Annotated in this window: 24 protein-coding genes and 1 riboswitch; of the genes, 8 read left to right on the top strand and 16 right to left on the bottom strand. The window is 70.0% G+C overall.

The window, feature by feature from the left end:
* Positions 1–36 precede the first annotated feature (36 nt).
* The 15 genes from DC432_RS00155 to sdhC form a co-directional block, all read right to left on the bottom strand.
* Positions 37–1491 (bottom strand): MFS transporter, encoded by a 1455-nt coding sequence (locus tag DC432_RS00155; RefSeq protein WP_116536165.1) that lies wholly within the window; start codon positions 1489–1491, stop codon positions 37–39.
* 179 nt (positions 1492–1670) lie between these two features.
* Positions 1671–2024 carry a Fe-S protein gene (locus tag DC432_RS00160; protein ID WP_116536166.1) on the bottom strand — a complete coding sequence of 118 codons (354 nt, stop codon included), beginning with the start codon at positions 2022–2024 and terminating at the stop codon, positions 1671–1673.
* Between the two features lie 124 nt (positions 2025–2148).
* Positions 2149–2622, bottom strand: coding sequence for a 6,7-dimethyl-8-ribityllumazine synthase (ribH, locus tag DC432_RS00165; RefSeq protein WP_108317677.1), 474 nt, complete (start codon positions 2620–2622; stop codon positions 2149–2151).
* The gene (gene ribA / locus DC432_RS00170; protein ID WP_116536167.1) at positions 2622–3890 is read right to left on the bottom strand and encodes a GTP cyclohydrolase II; all 1269 of its coding nucleotides are present in this window, start codon (positions 3888–3890) and stop codon (positions 2622–2624) included. The genes ribH and ribA overlap by 1 nt, the downstream gene beginning before the upstream one ends.
* Entirely contained in the window at positions 3887–4543 is a 657-nt protein-coding gene (locus DC432_RS00175; protein WP_116536168.1) for a riboflavin synthase, read from the bottom strand. The genes ribA and DC432_RS00175 overlap by 4 nt, the downstream gene beginning before the upstream one ends.
* A complete protein-coding gene (gene ribD / locus DC432_RS00180) occupies positions 4543–5601 on the bottom strand; it encodes a bifunctional diaminohydroxyphosphoribosylaminopyrimidine deaminase/5-amino-6-(5-phosphoribosylamino)uracil reductase RibD (protein WP_116536169.1) in 1059 nt (352 codons plus the stop codon). The genes DC432_RS00175 and ribD overlap by 1 nt, the downstream gene beginning before the upstream one ends.
* Positions 5602–5657: 56 nt before the next feature.
* A riboswitch (FMN riboswitch) is annotated at positions 5658–5805 on the bottom strand.
* Between the two features lie 112 nt (positions 5806–5917).
* Positions 5918–6781, bottom strand: coding sequence for an Fpg/Nei family DNA glycosylase (locus tag DC432_RS00185; protein ID WP_116536170.1), 864 nt, complete (start codon positions 6779–6781; stop codon positions 5918–5920).
* 51 nt (positions 6782–6832) lie between these two features.
* Positions 6833–7390, bottom strand: coding sequence for a GNAT family N-acetyltransferase (locus DC432_RS00190; protein WP_116536171.1), 558 nt, complete (start codon positions 7388–7390; stop codon positions 6833–6835).
* 178 nt (positions 7391–7568) lie between these two features.
* Positions 7569–8573: a tryptophan--tRNA ligase gene (trpS, locus tag DC432_RS00195; RefSeq protein WP_116536172.1), complete on the bottom strand. Its 1005-nt coding sequence runs from the start codon at positions 8571–8573 to the stop codon at positions 7569–7571.
* Between the two features lie 43 nt (positions 8574–8616).
* Positions 8617–9465, bottom strand: coding sequence for an exodeoxyribonuclease III (locus DC432_RS00200; RefSeq protein WP_116536173.1), 849 nt, complete (start codon positions 9463–9465; stop codon positions 8617–8619).
* Positions 9466–9510: 45 nt separating this feature from the next.
* Positions 9511–10710: a YihY/virulence factor BrkB family protein gene (locus DC432_RS00205; protein WP_116536174.1), complete on the bottom strand. Its 1200-nt coding sequence runs from the start codon at positions 10708–10710 to the stop codon at positions 9511–9513.
* Positions 10711–10862: 152 nt separating this feature from the next.
* Positions 10863–11648, bottom strand: coding sequence for a succinate dehydrogenase iron-sulfur subunit (locus DC432_RS00210; RefSeq protein ID WP_116536175.1), 786 nt, complete (start codon positions 11646–11648; stop codon positions 10863–10865).
* 1 nt (position 11649) lies between these two features.
* On the bottom strand, positions 11650–13479 hold the full coding sequence (gene sdhA / locus DC432_RS00215) for a succinate dehydrogenase flavoprotein subunit (RefSeq protein ID WP_116536176.1): 1830 nt from the start codon (positions 13477–13479) through the stop codon (positions 11650–11652).
* A 46-nt stretch (positions 13480–13525) separates the two neighbouring features.
* Complete coding sequence (locus DC432_RS00220) at positions 13526–13984, bottom strand: succinate dehydrogenase hydrophobic membrane anchor subunit (RefSeq protein ID WP_116536177.1); 459 nt, start codon at positions 13982–13984, stop codon at positions 13526–13528.
* Positions 13984–14418: a succinate dehydrogenase, cytochrome b556 subunit gene (sdhC, locus tag DC432_RS00225; protein WP_108320627.1), complete on the bottom strand. Its 435-nt coding sequence runs from the start codon at positions 14416–14418 to the stop codon at positions 13984–13986. The genes DC432_RS00220 and sdhC overlap by 1 nt, the downstream gene beginning before the upstream one ends.
* A 211-nt stretch (positions 14419–14629) precedes the next feature.
* On the opposite strand from sdhC, the gene DC432_RS00230 reads away from it, so the two are divergent.
* The 8 genes from DC432_RS00230 (at position 14630) to DC432_RS00265 (ending at position 24118) form a co-directional block, all read left to right on the top strand.
* Positions 14630–15748 carry a mannose-1-phosphate guanylyltransferase gene (locus DC432_RS00230; protein ID WP_116536178.1) on the top strand — a complete coding sequence of 373 codons (1119 nt, stop codon included), beginning with the start codon at positions 14630–14632 and terminating at the stop codon, positions 15746–15748.
* 233 nt (positions 15749–15981) lie between these two features.
* Complete coding sequence (locus DC432_RS00235) at positions 15982–17055, top strand: BMP family lipoprotein (RefSeq protein ID WP_108320643.1); 1074 nt, start codon at positions 15982–15984, stop codon at positions 17053–17055.
* A gap of 91 nt (positions 17056–17146) precedes the next feature.
* Positions 17147–18664, top strand: a complete 1518-nt coding sequence (locus DC432_RS00240; RefSeq protein ID WP_116536179.1) for an ABC transporter ATP-binding protein — start codon at positions 17147–17149, stop codon at positions 18662–18664.
* Positions 18661–19989 carry an ABC transporter permease gene (locus tag DC432_RS00245; RefSeq protein WP_243392962.1) on the top strand — a complete coding sequence of 443 codons (1329 nt, stop codon included), beginning with the start codon at positions 18661–18663 and terminating at the stop codon, positions 19987–19989. Before DC432_RS00240 ends, DC432_RS00245 begins: the two co-directional genes overlap by 4 nt.
* The gene (locus DC432_RS00250; protein WP_108320630.1) at positions 19986–21263 is read left to right on the top strand and encodes an ABC transporter permease; all 1278 of its coding nucleotides are present in this window, start codon (positions 19986–19988) and stop codon (positions 21261–21263) included. The genes DC432_RS00245 and DC432_RS00250 overlap by 4 nt, the downstream gene beginning before the upstream one ends.
* 37 nt (positions 21264–21300) lie before the next feature.
* The gene (locus DC432_RS00255; RefSeq protein ID WP_108320631.1) at positions 21301–21702 is read left to right on the top strand and encodes a cytidine deaminase; all 402 of its coding nucleotides are present in this window, start codon (positions 21301–21303) and stop codon (positions 21700–21702) included.
* Positions 21699–22988 (top strand): thymidine phosphorylase, encoded by a 1290-nt coding sequence (locus DC432_RS00260; RefSeq protein WP_116536180.1) that lies wholly within the window; start codon positions 21699–21701, stop codon positions 22986–22988. Before DC432_RS00255 ends, DC432_RS00260 begins: the two co-directional genes overlap by 4 nt.
* A 23-nt stretch (positions 22989–23011) precedes the next feature.
* Positions 23012–24118, top strand: coding sequence for an adenosine deaminase (locus DC432_RS00265; protein WP_116536181.1), 1107 nt, complete (start codon positions 23012–23014; stop codon positions 24116–24118).
* A 50-nt stretch (positions 24119–24168) separates the two neighbouring features.
* On the opposite strand, the gene DC432_RS00270 is transcribed toward DC432_RS00265, so the two are convergent.
* Positions 24169–25098 carry a class C sortase gene (locus DC432_RS00270; protein WP_116536182.1) on the bottom strand — a complete coding sequence of 310 codons (930 nt, stop codon included), beginning with the start codon at positions 25096–25098 and terminating at the stop codon, positions 24169–24171.
* Positions 25099–25155: the final 57 nt, after the last annotated feature.

Here is a 25155-nt window from a genome sequence, read left to right on the forward strand (position 1 = left end):
AGGCCCCGTGGCATCCGATGCCGAGAAGAGCTGCGCTTACGGCGCGGTGGCTCCGGCGGCGATGTTGTCGTCGTAGTCGACGTCCTTGGTCTCGGGGGACAGCACCAGCGCGATCAGCGTCAGCACGCCCATCGCCGACAGGTACAAACCCACCAGCCACGGGTTGCCGTCGCCCGCGGCCCACAGGGCGACCGCGACGAGGGGCGCGAGAGCCGCGCCCAGGATCGACGACACGTTGTACGAGATCGCCGATCCGGTGTAGCGGGTGTTGGTGGGGAACAGCTCGGGCAGCACGGCGCCCATCGGCCCGAAGGTCGCCCCCATCAGCAGGAAGCCGAACACCAGAAACGCCTGCACGAGGGCGCCCGTGAACTTCGGGTCGGCCGCGGGCAGCAGGAAGACCGAGAACAGCAGGCCGAAGACGATGATGCCGACGGTCACGCCGATCAGCAGGCGCTTGCGTCCGATCGCGTCCGCGACGGGGCCGGACAGCATCGTGAAGACACCGAAGAAGACGACGCCGATGATCTGCATGATGACGAAGTCGGTGTACCCGAAGCCGAGACCGGGGACGTAGGCGGCGGCGTCGAACGCGGTGCCCGCCTTCTCGGCCGCGGCGGCCGCCCCCTCGACCGTCGGCTTGGTGCCGTACGACAGGGTGAAGCTGGTCATCAGGTAGAAGAGCACGTAGGTCGCGAGCATGATGAACGTGCCGAGGATGAGCTGCTTCCCGTTGCGGCGGATGACCTCGCCCAGCGGGAACTTGCGGATCGCGCCGCTCTTCTCGGCCTTGGCGAAGGACTCGCTCTCGACGAGCTTGAGGCGCACGTAGAGGCCGACGATCACCATGATCGCCGAGAACAGGAACGGCACGCGCCAGCCCCACGAGAGGAACTCCGCCGACCGCTGGGCGGTGCCGTCGGGGTGCGGCAGGGCGAAGTTGATCACGAGGAAGACCGTGTTGGCGATGATGAAGCCGATCGGCGCACCCAGCTGCGGGAACGTGCCGAACAGGGCGCGCTTGCCCGTGGGGGCGTTCTCGGTGGCGACCAGCGCCGCGCCCGACCATTCGCCGCCGAGCGCGAAGCCCTGCGCGAGGCGCATGATCAGCAGCAGCACCGCGGCCCAGACGTTGATCTCGTTGAAGGTCGGCAGGCATCCGATGAGGAACGTCGCCACACCCATGGTGAGAAGGGATGCCACGAGCGTGGCCTTGCGTCCGAAGCGGTCGCCGAAGTGGCCGAAGACCACGGCGCCCAGGGGGCGCGCGACCATGGCGGCGCCGAACACGCTGAACGACAGCAGCAGCGAGGTCGTCTCGTTGCCGGTCGGGAAGAAGAGGATCGGGAAGACCAGCACCGCCGCGGTGGCGTACGCGTAGAAGTCGTAGAACTCGATCGTGGTGCCGATGAGGCTCGCGGTGATGACGCGCGAGCGCGGGTTCGCCGGTGCGCCGGAGGTCGAGCGGGTGGAGGGGGATGAGGTGGTCATGACTGCCTGACGAGAGGATTCTGCAATCGCGTCCGGGATGGGGCGCAGCGGTGGTGCGCCGCAGTCACGAGGGTGGTGGTGAGGGAGCGCACGGGCGGAGGCACCGGCGACGTCCCCGAGTGGGGGACGTTTAGACCCTCCAGTCTATGCGCCGGCTGAGGGCCCGCCGATCGTCGCGATCAGCGCCAGATCACCGCGAGGGCGGCGTTGAGCAGCGTGAGGATGCCGATGGGCCAGAAGATCGCGGGAGAGAGCGACCCGTTGCGCTTCTGGCGGGCCGAGCCGATGCCCAGCAGGGCGCCGATCACGATCAGCACGACCAGCTTGATCCCGATCTTGGCGTAGTTCAGGTCGTGGTCCAGGCCCCACGGAGCCGACAGGATCAGGCCGGTCAGCAGGGAGATCGCGAGGGCGACGTTCATCAACCGGGTCACGCGGATGCGGCGCGCAGCGGCTTCGACGACCCAGGCGCCGAAAAGGATGGCGAAACCGACGAGGTGGACGAGGACGACGACGTTCCGCAGGATCTCCATACCCGTCAGGGTAGGGATGCCGTCCCCTCGGCGCCAGCAAGGGGGGCCTCACCGCGGGTTCCGACGGCTTCGACAGGCTCAGCCACCTCGGCGGGTGGTTCCTGAGCCTGTCGAAGGACGGGCCTCAGCCGCGCAGGTCGCGCAGCACCAGGGCGGTGCGGATCGCCGCGTCCGCGGCCTCCTCGCCCTTGTCCTCTTTCGAGCCCTCGAGGCCCGCACGGTCCAGGCCCTGCTGTTCGTCCTCGAGGGTGAGCACGCCGAAGCCCACGGGCTTGCCCGCATCCAGGGCGACGCGGGTCAGGCCGTCCGTGGCCGCCGACGAGACGAACTCGAAGTGCGGCGTGCCACCGCGGATGATCACGCCGAGGGCGACCACCGCGTCGGCCCCGCCCTCGAACGCCGCGCGGGCGGCGACGGGCAGCTCGAACGATCCGGGCACGCGCACCACGCGGTAGGTCGCTCCGGTGGCATCCAGCACGCGCTTCGCGCCGGCGATCAGACCGTCGGTGATGACCTCGTGCCAGGTGCCGGCGATGACGACGACGTTCAGGCCCGAGGCGTCGACGCCACCGGTCTCGGGTGCTCCACTACCGGCCATCAGGCGCTCTCTTCCTTCATGTGCGCGAGGGCGTCGCGCAGGTCGTCCTCGGCGATGATGTGACCCATGCGGTCGCGCTTCGTCTCGAGGTACTGGTGGTTGTTGGGTCCCACGCCCACGAGCAGAGGAACCTGCTCGACGACGTCCAGGCCGAAGCCGCGCAGCTGCGCGACCTTGTCGGTGTTGTTGGTCAGCAGGCGCACCTTCTCGACGCCCAGGTCGGTGAGGATGCCGGCGGCGGCGGCGTAGTCGCGCGCGTCGGCGGGCAGACCCAGGGCGAGGTTGGCATCCACCGTGTCCATTCCGCGCTCCTGCAGGTTGTAGGCGCGCAGCTTGTTGATGAGGCCGATGCCGCGCCCCTCGTGTCCGCGCATGTAGATGACGATGCCGCCGTCGCGGTCGATCGTGTCGAGGGCGGCCTCCAGCTGCGGACCGCACTCGCACTTGAGCGAACCGAACGCCTCGCCGGTCAGGCACTCCGAGTGCACGCGCACGAGGGGAGCCTGCTCGGTGAGGTCGCCCGAGACCACGGCCAGGTGATCGGTGCCGGTGACGCGGTCCTTGTACGCGAGGAAGCGGAAGGTCCCGTGCGAGGTGGGCACGTTCGACTCCGCGCGCAGGCTCACGCGGCGCCGGGGTGCGGCCGTCGCCGGCAGCGGGTCGGTCTCGTTCAGGTGGGCGACGAGCTGCTCGATGGTGATGACCGGGATGCCGTCGCGCTCGCCGAGCTCGAACAGCCCGGGCAGGCGCATCATGCTGCCGTCCTCGGCGACGACCTCGGCGATCGCGCCGACCGGCTCGAGCCCCGCGAGCCGCATGAGATCGACCGCGGCCTCGGTGTGCCCGGCGCGCTCGCGCACGCCGCCGTCCACCGCGCGCAGGGGCAGAACGTGACCGGGGCGGATGAGGCTGGTCGGCACCGACGCGGGGTCGGCCAGCACGCTCAGGGTGTGGGCGCGGTCGGCGGCGCTGATGCCGGTGGTCACGCCCGACGCGGCGTCGACGCTCACCGTGTACGCGGTGCCGCGGGCGTCCTGGTTGACCTCGACCATCGGCGGCAGGTCCAGACGGTCGGCCCACTCGGCGGGCATCGGCGCGCAGACGTAGCCGCTCGACCAGCGCACGGTCCACGCGAGCCACTCGGGGGTGGCGAGCTGCGCCGAGAGGATGACGTCGCCCTCGTTCTCGCGGTTCTCGTCGTCGGCGACCAGGATCGGCCGGCCCTGGCGCAGGGCCTCGAGGGCCTCGGGGATGGTGGACAGGCTCATGCGGAGCCCCTCTCGGTCTGCGCGGCCGCGGCCGCGGGGTTCTCTGTCGTACGGAAGGCGAGCATGCGCTGCACGTGGCGGGCGAGGATGTCGGTCTCGAGGTTCACGGGCGTCCCGGCCTCGGCGCGACCCAGGGTCGTGGCGGCGAGCGTCTCGGGGATGAGCGAGACCTCCAGCCACGGCTCGGGCTCTTCGACGGGGCTCACCGCGCTGACCGTCAGCGAGACGCCGTCGATCGCGATGGAGCCCTTGTCGACCACCAGCGGGGCCAGGACGGCCGGGATGCCGACCCGCACGACGCTCCACTGCGCACCCGGCCGCACCTCGCGCACGGTCCCGGTGCCGTCGATGTGGCCCTGCACGATGTGGCCGCCCAGGCGCCCGTGCGCGGCCGTGGCCCGTTCGAGGTTGACCGCGCGTCCGGGGGCGACGTCGGCGAGCGTCGACATGTCGAGGGTCTGCTTCATGACGTCGGCGGTGAACCAGTCCTCGCCCTGGTCGACCACGGTCAGGCACACGCCGCTGACCGAGATCGAGTCGCCGTGGCCGGCATCCGACACCGACAGCGGCGCGCGCAGGGTGAGGCGGACGCCGTCGCCGGACGGTTCGACGGCGGTGACGGCGCCGATCTCTTCGACGATTCCGGTGAACATCAGGCTTCTCCTCTGTTCTCGTGGGTACCGGCGGTCTCGTGGCCGCTCGGGCGGGGGACGGCGACGATCAGCAGGTCGTCGCCGAGGGTCTGCAGGGATGCCACGTCCAACCGCCGCGCGGCGTCGATCGTGGGCACGCCCAGGTCGCCGAGCGCCAGGCGCGAACCGCCCAGCAGGACGGGGGCGACGTACACCAGCAGCTCGTCGGCCAGGCCCTCGCGCACGAAGGCGCTCGCGAGGGTCGGACCGCCCTCGACGAACACGCGCTGCACGCCCTGCTCGGCCAGATCGGCGAGCACCGCGTGCAGGTCGTGCGTCGCGTAGAACAGCGGGTCGCGCGGGTGGCGGCGCACGGCGGCATCCGGAGCCGTCTCGCTCTCGCCGATGACGACGGGCATCGGCTGCGCGTCGAGCAGCGAGCCGTCGGCCGCGCGCGCCGTCAGGGCGGGGTCGTCGGAGCGGACCGTGCCGGTGCCGGCGACGATCGCGTCGGCCTGCGCGCGACGGTCGTGCACGTCTCGGCGGGCGGCGGGACCGGTGATCCACTGGCTCGACCCGTCGTCGGCGGCGGCCCGGCCGTCGAGGCTCTGCGCCCACTTGACCGTCACCCGCGGGCGGCCCGTGCGCTGCAGATGCACCCAGTCGTGGACGACCTCCTCGGCCGCGGCGGCCTCGGCTCCCGACTCGACGTCGACTCCGGCCGCGCGCAGTCTGTCGGCCCCGCCGGACGCCGCGTCGGTGGGGTCATCGAGGGCGTAGACCACGCGGGCGACGCCGGCCTCGATCAGGGCGAGGGCGCAGGGGCCGGTTCGGCCGGTGTGGTTGCAGGGCTCGAGGGTGACGACGGCGGTCGCTCCGCGGGCGGCACCGGGGGCGAGTCGCGAGAGGGCGTCGACCTCGGCGTGGGCGGTTCCCGCCCCGCGGTGGTACCCCTCGGCCAGGACATCGCCATCGGTCGAGAGGATGACGGCACCCACCTGCGGGTTGAGCCCGCGCGGGCCGCGCCGGGCGAGCTGCAGCGCTCGCCGCATGGCGTCGATCTCGACGGCGGATGCCATTTCCCTGTCCTTCCCGCGAAGTCGGGGCAGGGTCAGCGGGAAGGCGCGACGCGCCGTCCGTGCTGCCTCCTATCCGGACTAGCGCGGGCGGACCCTCGCATCACCGTCGGTTCCGGAGTTCCACCGGATCGGCCCCACCGCTTCGCGGAGGGGTTCGCGGACTGTCACCGCCGGTTCGGATTCTCACCGACCCCGGAGCACGTTGTTGCACTTCGAAGTGTAGTCAACGTGCATCAGCCGGTTTCATTCCCCGTCATCTGGCGACGTTTCGTGGTACGTGGTGGCCACCCGCTGCAGTCCCGGGTGCGTCCCCCGGCTACTTCAGCAGCCGCGACAGGCGCCGGTCGGCCAGGAGCTTGCCGCCGGTCTGACAGGTGGGGCAGTACTCGAGGGAGTTGTCGGCGAAGAAGACGCTGCGCACCTCGTCGCCGCACACCGGGCACGCCTCGCCGCGCCGACCGTGGACGCGCATGCCGCGCCGCTTGGCGTCTTTGAGGTCGGCGGGCGGCTTACCCCGCGCCTCGGTGATCGCCTCGGCGAGCGTGGCGGTCATCGCGGCGAAGAGGCGATCGACCTCTTCGGCCGAGAGGTTCGCCGCGAGCGCGTACGGCGACATCTTGGCCACGTGCAGGATCTCGTCGGAGTAGGCGTTGCCGACCCCCGCGATGATCGACTGGTCGCGCAGCACGCCCTTGATCTGCGTGCGGCGGCCCTCGAGCAGCGCCCCGAAGGCCGCGCGGTCGAAACCCGGGCTCAACGGATCGGGACCGAGGCGGGCGATCCCCGGCACCTCGTCGGGGGAGCGGACCGCGTACACGGCGAGCGACTTCTTGGTGCCGGCCTCGGTGAGGTCGAAACCCGCGCCGTCGTCGAAGCCGACGCGCAGCGCGATCGGGGTCTTGCCCGGCTTGATCACGGTGGCGGGCAGGGCGTCGTACCACCGCAGCCATCCCGCCTTGGCGAGGTGGAAGATCAGATGGATGCCACCCTCGGTCGCGACGTCGACGAACTTGCCGTGCCGCTCGACGCCCACGACGGTCGTCCCGACCAGCGCGGTCAGCGGCGGATCGTAGGTCTTCAGGGCGTTGATCGCCGACACGGTGGCCTTGTCGATGCGCAGCCCCGTGATGCGACCCCGCAAGAACTCGACGAGTCCCTCGACCTCAGGCATCTCCGGCATGCCGCCATGGTGCCACGCACCCCCGACATCGCGGGCGGGACTTGCGCCGCGTCATCCCACGGGCCACGGTTGCGGCGCGCGGTCGTCGTCGCGCAGCAGTCCGCCCACCCACATGTCGGAGCGCCCGAACGCGTTGACCCCCGCCTGGCGCAGCAGCCCCTCGTACCTGAATCCCAGCGCACGGGCGACGCGGGCGGATCCGACGTTGCCCACCACGGCGCGCCACTCGATGCGCGCGAGCGCGGGACGCGCCGGTGAAAAGCCCCACTCGACCACCGCGCGCGCCGCCTCGGTCGCGACACCCTGCCCCCGCACGCGCGACGACACCCAGTACCCGATCTCGGGCGCGCCGCTCGGCAGCTTCGCCAGGCCGACCATGCCGACGAGCCGCTCCTCGAGCCGGATCGCCCAGGTCGCCTCCGACCCCTCGTCCCACCAGGCGCGCGTCAGCTCGACGAACGTCTCGGCATCGGTGAGCCGGTATGGCGAGGGGACCGTCGTGAACCGCTGGATCGCGGCATCCTGGCACTCCGCATGGATCGCGGGGGCGTCGGCATCGAGCGGAGCCGACAGCTCGAGGCGGGCGGTGCGCAGGGTCTCGGCGTGCATTCGGTCACCCTAGCGCCGGCCCCGCCCGGCCGAGCCGGCGGTCGTCGCCCGTAACTCGGAGCAATGCGCCGATCTCGGACGTTCCAGGCTGGGTTCTCCGAATTTCGTGCGCTTCTCCGAGTTTCGTGCGCGCCCGGTTCTGCCGCGGCGCGGGCGAACCCGCCGTCAGGCGGGCGGATCAGCCGCGGCGCAGCAGTCCGATGCGGTCGTAGACGTCCGAGAGGGTCTTCTCGGCGACGGATGCCGCCCGCCCGGCGTTGACGGCCAGCACCCGGTCCAGCTCGGCGGGGTCGTCGAGCAGCTCGAGGGCCCGCGCGCGCACCGGCTCGAACTCGCTCACGACGACCTCGGCGAGGCCCTTCTTGAAGTCGCCGTAGCCGCGGCCGGCGTATTCGTCCTCGATGGCCGTGATCTCGCGGCCGGTGAGGGCCGAGTAGATGACGAGCAGGTTCGAGACGCCGGGCTTCTCGTCGCGGTCGAAACGCACCGCGCCCTCGGAGTCGGTCACGGCCCGCATGATCTTCTTCGCGCTGACCTTGGGGTCATCGAGCAGCCACAGCACGCCCGCGTCGGATTCGGCCGACTTCGACATCTTCGAGGTCGGGTTCTGCAGGTCGTAGATGCGGGCCGTCTCGCGCTGGATGACGGGCTTGGGCACCGTGAAGGTTTGACCGTACCGCTGGTTGAAGCGCTCTGCGAGGTCGCGCGTCAGCTCGATGTGCTGCTTCTGGTCGTCACCGACGGGCACGACGTCGGTCTGGTACAGCAGGATGTCGGCGGCCATCAGCACCGGGTAGGTGAAGAGTCCGACGTTGGTGGCATCCGTGCCGTACCGTGCCGACTTGTCCTTGAACTGGGTCATGCGCCCCGCCTCGCCGAAGCCGGTCAGGGTCGACAGCACCCACTGCAGCTCGGCGTGCGCGGGCACGTGCGACTGCACGTACAGCGTCGAGCGCGACGGCTCGATGCCGGCGGCGATGTACTGGGCGGCGGTGCGGCGGGTCTTCTCGCGACGTTCGGCGGGATCGCCGGGCTGGGTGAGGGCGTGCAGGTCGACGACCGAGAAGAAGGCGTCGTACTCGTCCTGCAGGTCGCGCCACTGCAGCAGGGCCCCGATGTAGTTGCCGATCTGGAGGCTGTCGGCGGAGGGCTGCATTCCGGAGTAGAGGCGCTCGGTGGTCACCGTTCGATCCTAGGCGGCGCGCGCCACCCGGACCGCCGCCGGGTCAGGTGCCGAGCGTGTAGTCGACGATGACCGGGGCGTGATCGCTCCAGCGGGTGTCGTAGGACGGCGCCCGCTCGACGGCGTACGAGGTGACGCGCTCGGCCAGGGCCGGGGTGGCGACGTGGTAATCGATGCGCCACCCGCTGTCGGTGTCGAACGCCTTGCCGCGCATGGACCAGAACGTGTACGGGCCGTCGACCTCGCCCATGGCGCGGCGGCCGACGTCGACCCAGCCGAGACCCGTGCCGGTCGAGCCGTCGACGCCCTCGACCTGCTCGCCCGCGGGGCCGAAGAAGCGGTCGAAGTAGGCGCGCTCGCGCGGCAGGAACCCCGCGTTCTTGCGGTTGCCGCGCCAGTTCTTGATGTCGAGCTCGCGGTGGCCGACGTTGAGGTCCCCGACGACCAGAGCCAGTTCGCGCTCGGCGCTCAACGTGGACAGCCGACGCTCCATGGCATCCAGAAAGAGCCACTTCGCATCCTGCTTGGGGGTGTCGACCTCGCCGCTGTGCACGTAGGCGCTGACGACGGTGAGGGTCTCGCCGTCGATGTCGAAGTCGGTCTCGATCCACCGGCCCGAGGCGTCGAGGGGCTCGGGACCCAGGTGCGTGCGCGTCTCGACGCCGGGCAGGCGGCTGATGATCGCGACGCCCGCGCGCCCCTTCTGCAGGGCCTCGTCGTTGACGATCTGCCAGCCGGGCAGGGCCTCGGCGAGCTGCTCTGCGGTGGCGCGGACCTCTTGCAGGGCCACGATGTCGGCTCCCGCGGCATCGAGCCATTCGGTCATGCCCTTGCGGACGGCGGCACGGATGCCGTTGACGTTGATCGAGACGATGCGTACGGAGCGAGCCACCCCACGAGCCTAGCCGCGACCTCCGACACCGGGTCGGGGCCCCGCTCAGTCGGGGATGAGCGACATCCGACGCGGCGCGGGCACGTCGGCCTCGGCGCGAGCCAGGGTCTTCTCGGCGGCCGCCAGGCGTCGGCGCGCGCGCCAGCGCCACGGCCAGCGCGAGAGCGCGAGCTGCTTCTCGGCGTCGCGCACCCCGACCTGTGCCGCGATGACCAGCGCCGCCTGCTCCATCGCACGACGGTCCTCGGGGGAGCGCAGGGGGACGTCGCGATCGCCCGCGGCCACGGCGATCCACGCCGCCGACACCAGGATGACGATCCCGATGAAGCGGAACCACAGCAGGAAGCCGATCAGCACCGTGAACGTCGACAGCAGCGGATTGGACGGGGTGTACACGAACAGGAAGCCCGCACCGATCTGCAGCACCACCATGCCGATCGCCCCGACCACCGCGCCCGGCCAGGCCCGTCGCCAGGTGAGGGTGGTGCCGGTCAGGAAGCGGAAGAGCGACGCCAGCGCGACCGTGTTGACCCCGAACGCCACGACGATCGAGATGAGGCGTGCGCCCACCGACCATCCCAGCGTCTCTCTGTCCCAGCCGATGAGACCGAAGACCAGGTCGACCGCGCCCGTGGTGATCGATCCGAGCAGGGCGCCGATCAGCAGCGCGATGCCGAAGAGGATCGACGCGAGGAAGTCGCGCGCCTTGAGCATCACGTAGTTGCGCATGTCGAACGGCAGACCGAACGTGTCGCGCACCGCGCGTCGCGTGAAGGTGACGAAACCGATGGCGGTCCAGATGACCACCACGGCGGCGACGCCACCGGTGATGGTGAGCAGTCGCCCGCTCTCTTGCGTGGCGGCCTCCACCTGTTCGGGTTTGACCAGGCCGTGGGCGCTGATGAGCCCGGGGATGTAGCCGTTGACGATGCGGATGAGCCCGTCGACCGCCGCTCGGCTGCCGCCCAGCCAGATGCCGACCCCCGCGAACGCGAGGTACAGCGCCGAGAAGACGGCGAACAAGCCCTGGTAGCTCATCCCTGCGGCGAGCAGGAAACCGTTGTGCTGCAGGAAGTGCCGCCACACGCGGATCGGGAACCACTGCGCGATCCGCGCCGCACGAGCGATCGGCTGGTCCAGTCGGCCGCGCACGGCGGACTGCGCCTCGCTGAGCCGATCGCGCAGCGTCGTCTCGTCGTCGCGCACCGCGGGCAGCGGTCGCGGATCGGAGGTCGCGTCGGTCACTCGGAAAGCCTAATGAATGGATGCCACCCGCCCCCGGCATCCGTCCCCGTTCTTCGCCGCGTGAACCGCCAGATCCTGTCGTTTCGGCGGAGAACGCCGGGAACGCCGAACGGCGGGGGCACCGGAGCGCCCCCGCCGTTCGAGAGTGTTGGTCAGCGACCGCCGCGCAGGACGGCCTGCTTGACCTCGGCGATGGCCTTGGTGACCTCGATGCCGCGGGGGCACGCCTCGGTGCAGTTGAAGGTGGTGCGGCAGCGCCACACGCCCTCTTTGTCGTTGAGGATGTCCAGACGCACGTCGCCGGCGTCGTCGCGGGAGTCGAAGATGAAGCGGTGCGCGTTCACGATCGCGGCGGGGCCGAAGTACTGCCCGTCGGTCCAGAACACGGGGCACGACGAGGTGCACGCGGCGCACAGGATGCATTTGGTGGTGTCGTCGAAGACCTCGCGGTCGACGATCGACTGCACGCGCTCCTTGCCCGCCTCGGGCTTGGAGTTCGAGATGAGGAAGGGCTGGACCTCGCGGTAGGAGGCGAAGAACGGCTCCATGTCGACGATGAGGTCCTTCTCGAGCGGCAGGCCCTTGATCGCCTCGACGTAGATCGGCTGCGAGATGTCGAGATCCTTGATCAGCGTCTTGCAGGCCAGGCGGTTGCGGCCGTTGATGCGCATCGCGTCGGACCCGCAGATGCCGTGCGCGCACGAGCGGCGGAACGACAGCGAGCCGTCGACCTCCCACTTGATCTTGTGCAGGGCGTCGAGCACGCGGTCGGTGGAGTACAGCTCCACGTCGTAGTCGACCCAGCGGGGCTCGTCGTCGACCTCGGGGTCGAAGCGGCGGATGTTAAAGGTGACGAGGAACGACTGGATGCCGGTGTCCTCAGGAGTCTGCTCGACCTCTTCCGAGGTGTCGACCTGCTCGATGACGGTGGATGCCATCTCAGTACTTCCTCTCCAGCGGCGGGTAGCGCAGCTCCCCGGCCTCGTTCTTGGTGAACACGACGGGTTTCCAACCGAGTTCGATGTGGTCGGCGGGGTGCGACGAGTGCGGGTCGCCCGACAGGTACGCCATGGTGTGCTGCATGTACTTCTCGTCGTCGCGCGTGGGGAAGTCGTCGCGCATGTGACCGCCACGGCTCTCTTCGCGGTTCTGCGCCGAGTAGACGACGACCTCGGCGAGGTCGAGCAGGAAGCCGAGCTCGACGGCCTCGAGCAGATCGGTGTTGAACCGCTTGCCCTTGTCGTCGACGTGGATGTTCTTGTAGCGCTCGCGCAGGTCGGCGATGACGTCCAGGACCTTCGACAGCGACTCGTGCGTGCGGAAGACCTGCGCGCCCTTGTCCATCTCGTCCTGCAGGGTCTTGCGCAGCACCGCGATGCGCTCGGTACCGGTGTTGTTGCGCAGGCTCTCGATGAGACCGCGCACCTCGGCGGCGGGGTCCTCGGGGAGCGGCACGAACTCGGCGGTCTTGACGTACTCGACCGCGTTGCGTCCGGCGCGCTTTCCGAAGACGTTGATGTCCAGCAGCGAGTTGGTGCCCAGGCGGTTCGAGCCGTGCACCGAGACGCACGCGCACTCGCCGGCGGCGTACAGACCCGGGACGACGGTGTCGTTGTCGGCGAGCACCTCGGCCTTGATGTTGGTGGGGATGCCGCCCATCGCGTAGTGCGCGGTCGGCATGACCGGCACGGGCTCGACGACCGGGTCGACGCCCAGGTACGTGCGGGCGAACTCGGTGATGTCGGGGAGCTTGGTCTCGAGCACCTCGGCGCCCAGGTGCGTGCAGTCCAGCAGCACGTAGTCGCGGTGGGGGCCCGCGCCGCGTCCCTCGGCCACCTCTTGGACCATGCAGCGCGCGACGATGTCGCGCGGGGCGAGGTCCTTGATGGTGGGGGCGTACCGCTCCATGAACCGCTCGCCGCTGGCGTTGCGCAGGATCGCGCCCTCACCGCGGGCACCCTCGGTGAGCAGGATGCCGAGACCGGCCAGGCCGGTCGGGTGGAACTGGAAGAACTCCATGTCCTCGAGCGGCAGGCCCTTGCGCCACACGATGCCGACGCCGTCACCGGTGAGGGTGTGCGCGTTCGAGGTGGTCTTGAAGATCTTGCCGAAGCCACCGGTCGCGAAGACGACGGCCTTGGACTGGAAGACGTGCAGCTCACCCGTGGCCAGGTCGTAGGCGACGACGCCGGCGATCTGGGTCTTGCCCGCGGCATCCTTCACCGTGATCAGGTCGAGCACGTAGAACTCGTTGAAGAAGTTGATGCCGAGCTTGACGCAGTTCTGGAACAGCGTCTGCAGGATCATGTGGCCGGTGCGGTCGGCGGCGTAGCACGCGCGGCGCACGGGCGTCTTGCCGTGGTCGGCCGTGTGGCCGCCGAAGCGACGCTGGTCGATCTTGCCCTCGGGCGTGCGGTTGAACGGCAGGCCCATGTTCTCGAGGTCGATGACGGCGTCGATGGCCTCTTTGGCGAGGATCTCGGCGGCATCCTGGTCGACGAGGTAGTCGCCGCCCTTGATGGTGTCGAAGGTGTGCCACTCCCAGGAGTCCTCTTCGACGTTGGCGAGGGCCGCGGCCATACCGCCCTGCGCCGCACCCGTGTGCGAGCGGGTGGGGTACAGCTTCGAGATGACGGCCGTCTTGGCGCCGGGGCCCGCCTCGATGGCGGCGCGCATGCCGGCACCGCCGGCGCCGACGATGACGACGTCGAACTGGTGGTAGTGGACGCCGTCCTTGACGATCGAGTCCGAGCTGGTCTGAGTGCTCACGTGTGCAATACCTCTGCTGTCAGGGGAAAGAAGGGATGCCGCCGGCTCACGCCGCCTGGCACACGTCCCACAGGGAGCTGCTCTCGGTCACGCCGAGGCAGGGGTCGAACGTGAAGACGACGAGCGTGCCGAGCAGGATCAGGAACCCGGCCGACACCCACAGCGAACCGACCAGGATGGTGCGGATCCTGGCGTTCGTGACGTAGTCGTTGACGATCGTGCGCATGCCGTTGGCGCCGTGGATCAGCGCGAGCCACAGCATCAGCACGTCCCACCACTGCCAGAACGGCGAGGCGAGCTTGCCCGCGACGAACGCGAAGTCGATCTGGTGGATGCCGTCGCCCGTCATCAGGTTGACGAACAGGTGGCCGAAGATCAGGACGATCAGCAGCACGCCGGAGGCGCGCATGTAGATCCAGCCCCACTTCTCGAGGTTGGAGCCCTTCTTGCGGACGCTGGGCGTACGCGGGGCGGGGATCGTGGCGGCTTCTTGGGCGACGGACATCAGTGGCTCCCGGTGACGGCGCTGAAGACGTTGATCAGGTGGCGCGGGGTGAAGCCCGCCATGGTGACGACCCAGAGGCCGAGCACGCCCCACCAGAGCTGACGCTGGTGGCGGGTGGCCCAGGGCCAGAAGTCGACCAGGATGATGCGCAGGCCGTTGAAGGCGTGGTAGGCGATCGCGCCGACCAGAGCGACCTCGCCGAGACCCATGACCGGGTTCTTGTACGTGCCGATGACGGCGTCGTACGCCTCGGGCGAGACGCGGATGAGCGCCGTGTCGAGGATGTGCACGAGCAGGAAGAAGAAGATCGCCACACCGGTGATGCGGTGCAGGACCCAGGACCACATCCCCTCGCGACCGCGGTAGAGAGTGCCGCGCGGCCTCTTCGACGTCGTTTCCTTCACCGACGGCGTGGCACGTGCTGGTGCTGACACGGTCGTCCTCCCTGATCGAACACGGTGTGGGGGCCCGCACAGGCCCCGAGCGTCACACGGGCGCTCCTGAATACTACGTCCGGCCTATGAACCGCGGGGATTAGGCCGTCCTAAGACTCTCTCGATATCGAGATAGTTCCGGGATGCCGCGACTCTCTCGTCGACCGGGGCCGATCGGGGTGTCCAGGGCGTGGGCAGTAGGGTCGAAGCCATGGCCGACCTCGCTATCGACGACTTCTACGCCGTGATCCCCGCCGGGGGCATCGGGAGCCGCCTCTGGCCGCTCTCGCGCGCCGACGCGCCCAAGTTCCTGCACGACCTGACCGGGTCGGGGCAGACGCTGCTGCGCGACACGTGGGAGCGCCTCGCGCCGCTGTCGGGAGAGGACCGCATCGCGGTCGTCACCGGGCGCGCGCACCGCGCCGCGGTCGAGCGGGAGCTGCCCGGCGTCCCCGACCACAACGTCTTCCTCGAGTCCGAACCCCGCGACTCCTCGGCCGCGATCGGCCTGGCCGCCGCGATCCTGGTGCGTCGCGAGCCCGATGTCATCATCGGGTCGTTCGCCGCAGACCACGTCATCCGCCAGACGCGCCAGTTCGACTTCGCCGTGCGCCAGGCCGTCGCCGTCGCCCGCGCCGGGTACATCTGCACGATCGGCATCCAGCCCGCCGAGCCGTCGGTCGGCTTCGGGTACATCAAGCAGGCCGACGAGCTGATCGTCGACGGCGCCCCCGAGGCGTACATGGTCGAGCGCTTCGTCGAGAAGCCCGACCTCGAGACCGCGAAGCAGTACTTCGCCGACCGCTCGTACCTGTGGAACGCGGGCATGTTCATCACCCGTGCCGACGTGCTGCTGGCCGAGCTCGCCGTGAACGAGCCCGAGCTGCACGCGGGGCTCCTCGAGCTCGCCGAGGCGTGGGACGACCGCGATCGCCGCGGCCCCGCCGTCGACCGCATCTGGCCGGAGCTGAAGAAGATCGCGATCGACTACTCGGTCGCCGAGCCGGCCGCCGAGAAGGGCCGACTCGCGGTCATCCCGGGGCACTTCGATTGGGACGACGTCGGCGACTTCGCCAGCCTGTCCAAGCTCAACTCCTCGGGCGGGCGCAACGAGCTCGCGATCCTCGGCGAGGACGCGCGCGTGCTGTCGGACGCCTCGAGCGGCATCGTCGTCTCGCAGACCAAGCGCGTCATCAGCCTCATCGGCGTGCGCGACATCGTCGTGGTCGACACCCCGGACGCGCTGCTGGTCACGACGAGCGAGAACGCCCAGCGCGTCAAGGGCGTCGTCGACGCGCTCAAGCTCACCGGCCGCGGCGACGTCCTCTGACACCGGATGCCACACTCCGTGGCATCCAGTCCCGCTTCGACCCGCGCGTGTGGCGGGCGCATCACGCGAGATTGCGTCTTTGTAACCATTGGCCTGCGCAGGGCCTCTCGGGGCGCAAGCGGAGCGACACAGTAGGTAACGTGACGGCATCGTCCCCCGAACCCGTCGGGGGAATCCGTTTTGGAGGACCATTCGTGAAGACCACGAAGAAGGCCGTCGTCAGCGGCCTCGCCATGATCGGCGCCGCTGCGCTGCTCGCCGGTTGCGGCGCCGCACCCGAGAGCAACGGCGCGTCCGGCGCGGCCGGAGGAAGCGTCGTCGACGGCTTCACCCCCTGCATCATCTCGGATGACGGTGGCTGGAACGACCGCTCGTTCAACCAGTCCGCCAAGGAGGGCATCGACAAGGCCGCCGCCGAGCTCGGCGTCAAGTCGATCGACGTCGAGTCCAGCTCGGCGAACGACTACGCACCCAACCTCGAGAACCTCGTGGCCGAGGGCTGCACGTTCATCGTCGCCGTCGGCTTCAAGCTGAGCGCCGACACCGTGGCCTCGGCGACGGCCAACCCGAACCTGCAGTACGCCATCATCGACGACCGCGCCGACACCGACAACAACGGTGAGACCGACGCCCCGAACATCAAGCCGCTGCTGTTCGACACGGTCCAGGCCGCCTACCTCGGTGGCTACGCCGCCGCCGCCTACTCCGCCGAGAACGGCGTCAACAAGGTCGGCACCGTCGGTGGCATCCCGATCCCGCCGGTCACCATCTTCATGGACGGCTTCGTCGACGGCGTCAAGAAGTACGACGAGGACAAGGGCGGCAACGTCCAGACCTTCGGCTGGGACGTCGCCGCGCAGAACGGTTCGTTCACCGGTGGCTTCGCCGCCAACGACGCCGCCAAGCAGGCCGCTCAGGGTCTGCTCGACCAGGGTGTCGACGTGCTCCTGCCCGTCGGTGGCCCGATCTACAGCAGCGCCGCCGACGCGATCCGCGACAGCGGCTCGAAGAGCGTCATGCTCGGTGTCGACTCCGACCTCGCCAAGGCCGACCCGAACGTGTCCGACCTGGTGCTCACCTCGATCCTCAAGCGCATCGACACCGCCGTGTACGACGCGGTGACGCAGGCCGCCAAGGGCGAGTTCGACGTGACCCCCTACGTGGGCACGCTCGAGAACGACGGCGTCGGCCTGGCCGACTTCAACTCGAAGTTCACGCTGCCGGCCGGTCTGACCGACGAGCTCTCGGCCCTGCGCGAGCAGATCGTCTCGGGCTCGCTCGAGGTCACCTCGCCCAGCTCGCCGTAAGGCATCTCCACGAAACCGCGGTCGCTCGGATCCGTCCGAGCGGCCGCGGTTTCCGTCCGTCTTCTGAAAGTCTTCGAATAGGGTGCACAGCATGAAGCTCGAGCTCCGCGGCATCACCAAGCGGTTCGGGTCCCTGGTTGCGAACGATCACATCGATCTGGTCGTCCAGCCTGGCGAGATCCACGCTCTCCTCGGAGAGAACGGTGCCGGTAAATCCACACTCATGAACGTCCTCTACGGCCTGTACCAGGCCGATGAGGGAGAGATCCTGCTGGACGACGCCGTCCAGCGCTTCCGCGGCCCCGGCGACGCCATGGCCGCGGGAATCGGCATGGTGCACCAGCACTTCATGCTCATCCCCGTCTTCACCGTCGCCGAGAACGTCATGCTCGGACACGAGAACACCAAGGCGCTGGGCGCGCTCGACCTGAACGCCGCCCGCAAGCACGTGCGCGACGTCGCGCAGCGCTTCGGGTTCGAGGTCGACCCCGACGCCCTCGTCGGCGACCTGCCGGTGGGCGTGCAGCAGCGCGTCGAGATCATCAAGGCGCTCTCGCGCGACGCCAAGGTGCTCGTCTTCGACGAGCCCACCGCCGTCCTCACCCCGCAAGAGACCGACGAGCTCATGGGCATCATGCGCCAGCTGCGCGACGAGGGCACGTCGATCGTCTTCATTACGCACAAGCTCCGCGAGGTGCGCGAGGTCGCCGACCGCATCACGGTCGTGCGCCTGGGCAAGATCGTCGGCCAGGCCGAGCCCACCGCGAGCAACGGCGAACTCGCCTCGCTCATGGTCGGCCGCGCCGTCGAGCTCACCGTCGTCAAGGATGCGCCGAAGGCGGCGGCATCCGGCGGTCTGTCCATCCGCAACCTGCGCGTGGTAACCCCCGAGGGAGCGGTGGTCGTCGACGACGTCGACCTCGACGTGCGCCCGGGCGAGATCGTCGCGATCGCGGGCGTCCAGGGCAACGGGCAGACCGAGCTCGTCGAGGCCATCGTCGGCCTGGCCGACGGCGTCACCGGCACCGTCGACCTCGACGGCACCGACCTGGTCGGCAAGAGTGTGCGCGCCATCCTCGACGCGGGCGTGGGCTTCGTGCCCGAGGACCGCAAAGAGGACGGACTGGTCGGGGCTTTCTCGGTCGCCGAGAACCTCATCCTCGACCGGTCGTCGGACTCCGCCTTCGTGTCGGGCGGCACGATCAAGCGGGCCGCGCTGGGCGCCTTCGCGCGCGAGCGCATCACCGAGTACGACATCCGTACGCAGTCGGCATCCACCCCCGTCGGCACCCTCTCGGGCGGTAATCAGCAGAAGGTCGTCATCGCCCGCGAGATGAGCCGCCCGCTGAAGCTGTTCGTCGCCGCCCAGCCCACCCGTGGCGTCGACGTCGGCTCGATCGAATTCATCCACAAGCAGATCGTCGCCGCGCGCGATGCCGGAGTGCCCGTCATCGTCGTGTCGACCGAGCTCGACGAGATCGCCGCCCTCGGCGACCGCATCGCGGTCATGTACCGCGGCGGCATCGTGGGCATCGTGCCGGGGGACACCCCGCGCGAGGTGCTCGGGCTCATGATGGCGGGCGAGCAGCCCGCGGAGGAGACAGCGTGAGCGGCCACATCCCGAGCACGGGCGCGACCGGGGATTCCGGCCTGCCGCCCGAGCAGCTGCCCGGCGCGTCGGGGCCGCTGACCGGTCACGCCCCGGCCGAGACCCCCGCGCCCCCGCGCACCAACCAGTTCCTCACGGAGCTGCTGCGCTCGTCGTGGATCACCACGGTTCTGGCGGTCGTCGCGGCGATGATCGTCGGCGGCATCCTCATGGCCGCCACGAACGACCAGGTGCGCGTGACGGCGGGGTACTTCTTCGCGCGTCCCGGCGACATGCTGGCCGCCGTGTGGAACTCCGTCTACGGCGGATACGAGGCCCTCTTCCGCGGGGCGATCTTCAACTCCCGCGTGTCGGACTTCGGGGCGCAGATCCGGCCCCTCACCAATACCCTGGGCTTCGCGGCTCCGCTCATCGCGGCCGGCCTCGGTGTGGCGCTGGCGTTCCGGGTGGGCCTGTTCAACATCGGTGGACGCGGTCAGATCCTCGTCGCCTGTGCCTTCGCCGGCCTGATCACGTTCAACCTCGACCTGCCGATGATCATCCAGCTGCCGCTGACCCTCATCGTCGGTATCGCCGGCGGTGCCCTCTGGGGCGGGATCGTCGGTCTGCTGAAGGCGCGCACCGGCGCGCACGAGGTCATCCTGACGATCATGCTCAACTACGTCGCCTACTACCTGGTGACGTGGATGGTGCGCACCCCGGGTCTGCTGCAGCGTCCTGCCGGCGACCAGCCGATCTCGTCGGCCACTCCCGCGAACGCGCAGTTCCCCGAGCTGTTCGGTCCCCAGTTCCCGCTGCTCGACCTGGGCTTCGTCTTCGTCGTGGCGGCCACCGTCTTCGTGTGGTGGCTCATGGAGCGCTCGAGCCTCGGCTTCCGCCTCCGCGCGGTGGGCGAGAACCCCCACGCGGCGCGCGCGGCGGGCATCTCGGTACCTCGCATGTACGTCTACGCGATGCTCTTCGCGGGTGGGCTGGCGGGTCTGGCCGGCATGAACCAGATCCAGGGATCGGTCACCACCGGCTTCGACGGACTCATCGACGCGGGCATCGGCTTCGACGCCATCACCGTGGCGCTGCTCGGACGCAGCCGTCCGTGGGGCGTGTTCGCCGCCGGCATCCTGTTCGGCGCCCTGAAGTCGGGCTCGTTCACGATGCAGGCGTCGCAGGGCATCCCCGTCGACATCGTGCTCGTCGTGCAGGCCCTCATCGTGCTGTTCATCGCGGCTCCGCCCCTGGTGCGCACGATCTTCTTCCTCCCCAAGAGCGAGGCCGAGCGCGCGGCCAAGGACCGGGCCAAGGCGGCCAAGAAGGCGGTGGCGGCATGACCGCGACGCATCTCGCGGATGACGCGATCCAGCTGACCACGGTGCGCGTGCGCCACATCAAGCTGGCGGTGAGCCTCGCGGTCGTGACCGTGCTGCTCGCCCTGCTTTTCGCCCTCGTGCCGCGCGACGGCCAGAGCACCTTCCGCCTCGGCGACCCGGCCTCGAACATCGACCTCGGCAGCGTGGGCGTTCCCACCGCCGCGACCAGCTGGGGCGTGCTCGTCGTGCTCGTGCTGCTGACCGCCTGGTCGGTTTGGGACGCGGTGAGCTACCGCCGCACCCCGCTGTGGCTGCCGATCGCCTTCGGCGCGCTGGCGGTGTTCGCGTTCCTCGTCTGGGCCGCGGCCGACGGCCTCGTGCCGGTCACGGGTCTGCTGTTCGGTGCGCTGTCGCTCTCGGTCCCGCTGATCTTCGGCGCGCTCGGCGGCGTGATCGGCGAACGCGTCGGTGTCGTCAACGTCGCCATCGAGGGGCAGTTCCTGTTCGGGGCGTTCAGCGCCGCACTCGTGGCATCCCTCACCCGCAACCCCTTCCTGGGGCTCATCGCGGCGATGGTGGGCGGCGTGCTCGTGGCCTTCGTGCTCGCGGCGTTCTCGATCAAGTACCTGGTCGACCAGGTGATCGTCGGTGTCGTGCTCAACGTGCTCGTGACCGGTCTGACCGGCTTCCTCTACGGCGCCCTGCTCGTGCCGAACGAGGACATCATGAACCGCCCGGAGCGCTTCCCCCGGTGGGAGATCCCGCTGCTCGGCGACATCCCGATCATCGGACCGGTGCTGTTCAACCAGACCTTCATCGTCTATCTGATGTACGCCGTCGTCGCCGTCGTGGCGTGGGGGCTCTACCGCACCCGCTGGGGCCTGCGCCTGCGCGCCGTCGGCGAGCACCCGCAGGCCGCCGACACCGTCGGCATCAAGGTCAACTCGAGCCGGTTCTGGAACGTCTCGCTCGCCGGCGCCATCGCCGGTATCGGCGGCGCGTACTTCACGCTCGTCTCGGTGGGGCAGTTCACCAAAGAGATGACGGCGGGCCTCGGCTTCATCGCCCTCGCGGCGGTCATCTTCGGTCGGTGGGACCCGATCCGTGCGACGCTCGCGGCCCTGCTGTTCGGTTTCGCGACCAACCTGCAGAACCTGCTGACCGTGCTGCGCACCCCCATCCCCAGCGAGTTCATGCTCATGCTGCCCTACGTCGTGACCATCATCGCGGTGGCCGGCTTCGCGGGTCAGATCCGGGGCCCCGCGGCCGCCGGAAAGCCCTACATCAAGGGCTGACCCCCTACCCCTTCACGAGAGGACCCTGCACTTCACGATGACCGACATCGACTGGGACGAACTCCGCGTCGCCGCCACGGATGCCATGCACCGCGCCTACGCGCCCTACTCCCGTTTCAAGGTGGGCGCCGCGGCGCTCGTCGCCGACGGGCGCATCGTCTCGGGGTGCAACGTCGAGAACGCCTCGTACGGCGTGACGCTGTGCGCCGAGTGCGGGCTCGTGTCCGACCTGCACATGAGCGGGGGCGGCCAGCTGGTCGCCTTCGTGTGCGTCGACGGCGAGGGCCGCACGCTCATGCCGTGCGGCCGCTGCCGGCAGTTGCTGTTCGAGCACGCGATCCCCGGGATGCTGCTCGAGACCGTCAGCGGCATCCGGACCATCGACGAGGTGCTGCCCGACGCCTTCGGCCCGCGCGACCTCGAGGAGGCGGCCCGATGAGCGCCGAGCAGTACGACGCCGTCGACATCATCCGCGCTCAGCGCGACGGCCGACCGATCACCGAGGGCGAGATCCGCTGGCTGGTCGACGCCTACACGCGCGGCTACGTCATGGACGCGCAGATGTCGGCGTTCACGATGGCGGTCCTGTTGAACGGCCTCGGCCGGGACCAGATCCGCGTCCTCACCGACGCCATGATCGCGTCGGGCGAGCGCATGGACTTCTCGTCGCTGGGCAAGGTCACCGTCGACAAGCACTCGACGGGCGGCGTGGGCGACAAGATCACCCTGCCGCTCGCCCCGCTGGTCGCCGTGTTCGGTGTGGCGGTGCCGCAGCTCTCGGGCCGTGGGCTCGGGCACACCGGCGGCACCCTCGACAAGCTCGAGTCGATCCCGGGGTGGCGCGCCGCTCTCTCGAACGACGAGATCATGGCGCAGCTGCGCGACGTCGGCGCCGTCATCTGCGCCGCGGGCACGGGCCTGGCCCCGGCCGACAAGAAGCTCTACGCGCTGCGGGACGTCACGGGCACGGTCGAGGCCATCCCGCTGATCGCCTCGAGCATCATGTCGAAGAAGATCGCCGAGGGCACCGACTCGCTCGTGCTCGACGTGAAGTTCGGCTCCGGCGCCTTCATGCAGGACATCGACCGCGCGCGCGAGCTGGCCGAGACGATGGTCGCGCTCGGCACGGACTCGGGCGTCAACACCACGGCGCTGCTCACCGACATGAACACCCCGCTGGGCCTGGCCATCGGCAACGCCAACGAGGTGCGCGAATCGGTCGAGGTCCTGGCCGGCGGCGGCCCCGCCGACGTGGTCGAGCTCACCGTCGCCCTGGCGCGCGAGATGCTGACGCTCGCCGGTCAGCCCGACGCCGACATCGAGGCCGCCCTCTCGGACGGGCGGGCGATGGACGTCTGGAAGCGCATGATCCGCGCCCAGGACGGAGACCCGGATGCCGCCCTGCCGACCCCGCGCGAGACGCACACCGTCGTCGCCGACCGCTCCGGCGTGGTGACGCGCGTGGAGGCTCTGCCGTTCGGCATCGGTGCGTGGCGCCTGGGCGCCGGTCGCGCGCGGGCCGAGGATGCCGTCGTGCACGCGGCGGGCATCGACCTGCACGTCACGGTCGGTCAGTCGGTCAGCGCCGGCCAGCCGCTGTTCACCCTCTCGGCCGACGACGAGTCGCGTTTCGACCGCGCCCTCGGCGCCGTCGAAGGGGCCTGGGAGATCGGCGACACCGCGCCCGCGGCATCCCCGATCGTGCGCGAACGCATCACCGCGTGATGGCTGCCGGAAAGAGGAGCACCATGGCCACCGAAGAGTTCCGGGTCCGGGGCCGCAAGGTCCGCGAGCTGCCGAAGGTGTCGCTGCACGACCACCTCGACGGGGGACTCCGTCCCGCGACGGTGCTCGAGCTCGCGGACGAGGTCGGCCTCGACCTGCCCGCGGACGACGCGAAGGGCCTCGAGGCGTGGTTCTCGGACCACATCGACGGCGGCTCGCTCGAGGACTACCTCGAGAAGTTCGACGTCACCGTCGGCGTCATGCAGACGCGTGAGGGGCTCGTCCGCGTGGCGAAGGAGTTCGTCGAGGACCTCGCCGCCGACGGCGTCGTCTACGGCGAGGTGCGGTGGGCCCCCGAGCAGCACCTGACCGGCGGCCTCAGCCTTGACGAGGTCGTCGACGCCGTGCAGGAGGGCATCGAAGAAGGTGAGGATGCCGCGGACGCCCGCGGACACGACATCCGCGTCGGCCAGCTGCTCACCGCGATGCGGCACGCCGACAACTCCCGCGACATCGCCGAGCTCGCCGTCGCCTGGCGCGGGCGCGGGGTCGTCGGCTTCGATCTCGCCGGCGCCGAGGACGGATTCCTGCCCAGCCGCCACCGCGCGGCGTTCGACTACCTCGCCGAGCAGTTCTTCCCCACGACGGTGCACGCGGGGGAGGGGGCGGGCCTGGCATCCATCCGCTCCGCCCTCATCGACGGCCGGGCCCTGCGCCTCGGTCACGGCGTGCGCGTCGCCAACGACCTCGACGTCGTGTCGCGCGAGGGCGAAGAGGTGCAGGTCACCTTCGGCGACCTCGCGCGCTGGGTCCGCGACCGCGAGATCACCCTCGAGCTCTCGCCGACGTCGAACCTGCAGTCCGGCGCCGTCACCGCCTGGGGCGACACCCTGGACGCGCACCCGTTCGACCTGCTCTACCAGCTCGATTTCTCGGTCACGGTGAACGTCGACAACCGCCTCATGAGCGCGACCACGCTGACGCGCGAGCTCGGACTGCTGGCGCAGGCCTTCGAGTACGACCTCGACGACCTCGAGGCGTTCCAGCTGAACGCTGCGGCCGGCGCCTTCCTGCCGGTCGAGGAGCGCGAGGAGCTCATCGAGATCATCAGCGAGGGTTTCGGGCGCTGAACGTCTGATCCGCACGGGCGCGCGCCGATCTCGGTGCGCGCCCGTGCGCGTCACCGACCCCGGGCCGAGGCCGTGCGTCGGTGCGCCCGCGAGGGGGACTCATCGACGCGCTTCGGCCGGGCGGGACGCCCCGCCCACCACACATAGGCTCCCGCGGCGATGAGCGCGGCCGTGAGGACGAGGATCCACCACGGGAACGTGGGGATGTCGGGTCGTGCGCCGGCGCCGTCGAGGTCGGCCTGGGGCGTGGGGATGATCCGCTCACCGGTCACGAGGATCCGGTGGCTGTTGACGCCCAGCGGCGTACAGGTGACCAGGGTGACGAGATCGCGTCCGACGACGGGGACGAGCGACTCGGTGTCCTGCGGCTCGACGACACGGGTGTCGACGACGCGGTAGGCGAGGACCTCTCCGAAGACCTCGATGGTGATCTCGTCGTCGAGACGCACCCTGTCGAGATGGGTGAAGAGCTCGGCGGTCGCGAGGCCGCGGTGGGCGGTGAGCACGGAGTGCGTGGTCTCGCCGCCGACGGGGAGGGCCGTGCCCTCCAGGTGGCCGACCCCCTCGTAGAGCACCTCTTCGCTCGTGCCGTGATAGACGGGCAGGTCGACCGAGATGGCGGGGATCTTCAGACGCGCCATCAGTCCGGCTGCGTCGGCGCGGAGCTGTTCCGCATACGCGCTGGTCTGGTCGGGGGCGTTGGCGAGGGGGAGTCGCTCGTTGGCGGCGATCTCCGCTCCGCCGTCGACGAGCCCGGTGTTGTATTCGCGCGCTCTGTCGAGGGTGTCGGCGAGCGTCTGCGCTCCCAGATCCCTGATCTGGTCGGAGTAGTCGTCGATGGTCTGCGACTGGGCGTACTGGGTGAACCACGCCGCCACCGTCGGATACATCAGGAGAGCGACACCGACGAGGGCACCGACGGCCAGGAGGAGCGAGACCGCCGAGAGGCGCCATCGCGGGCGCCGCCGGTCCCGGCGCAACGACGGAGGGGAGGTCCTGTCGTCGGACCTCCCCTCCGGGGAGGGGGACGACGCCAC

This window comes from Microbacterium testaceum, from assembly GCF_003075375.1.
Lineage (GTDB): Bacteria > Actinomycetota > Actinomycetes > Actinomycetales > Microbacteriaceae > Microbacterium > Microbacterium testaceum_E.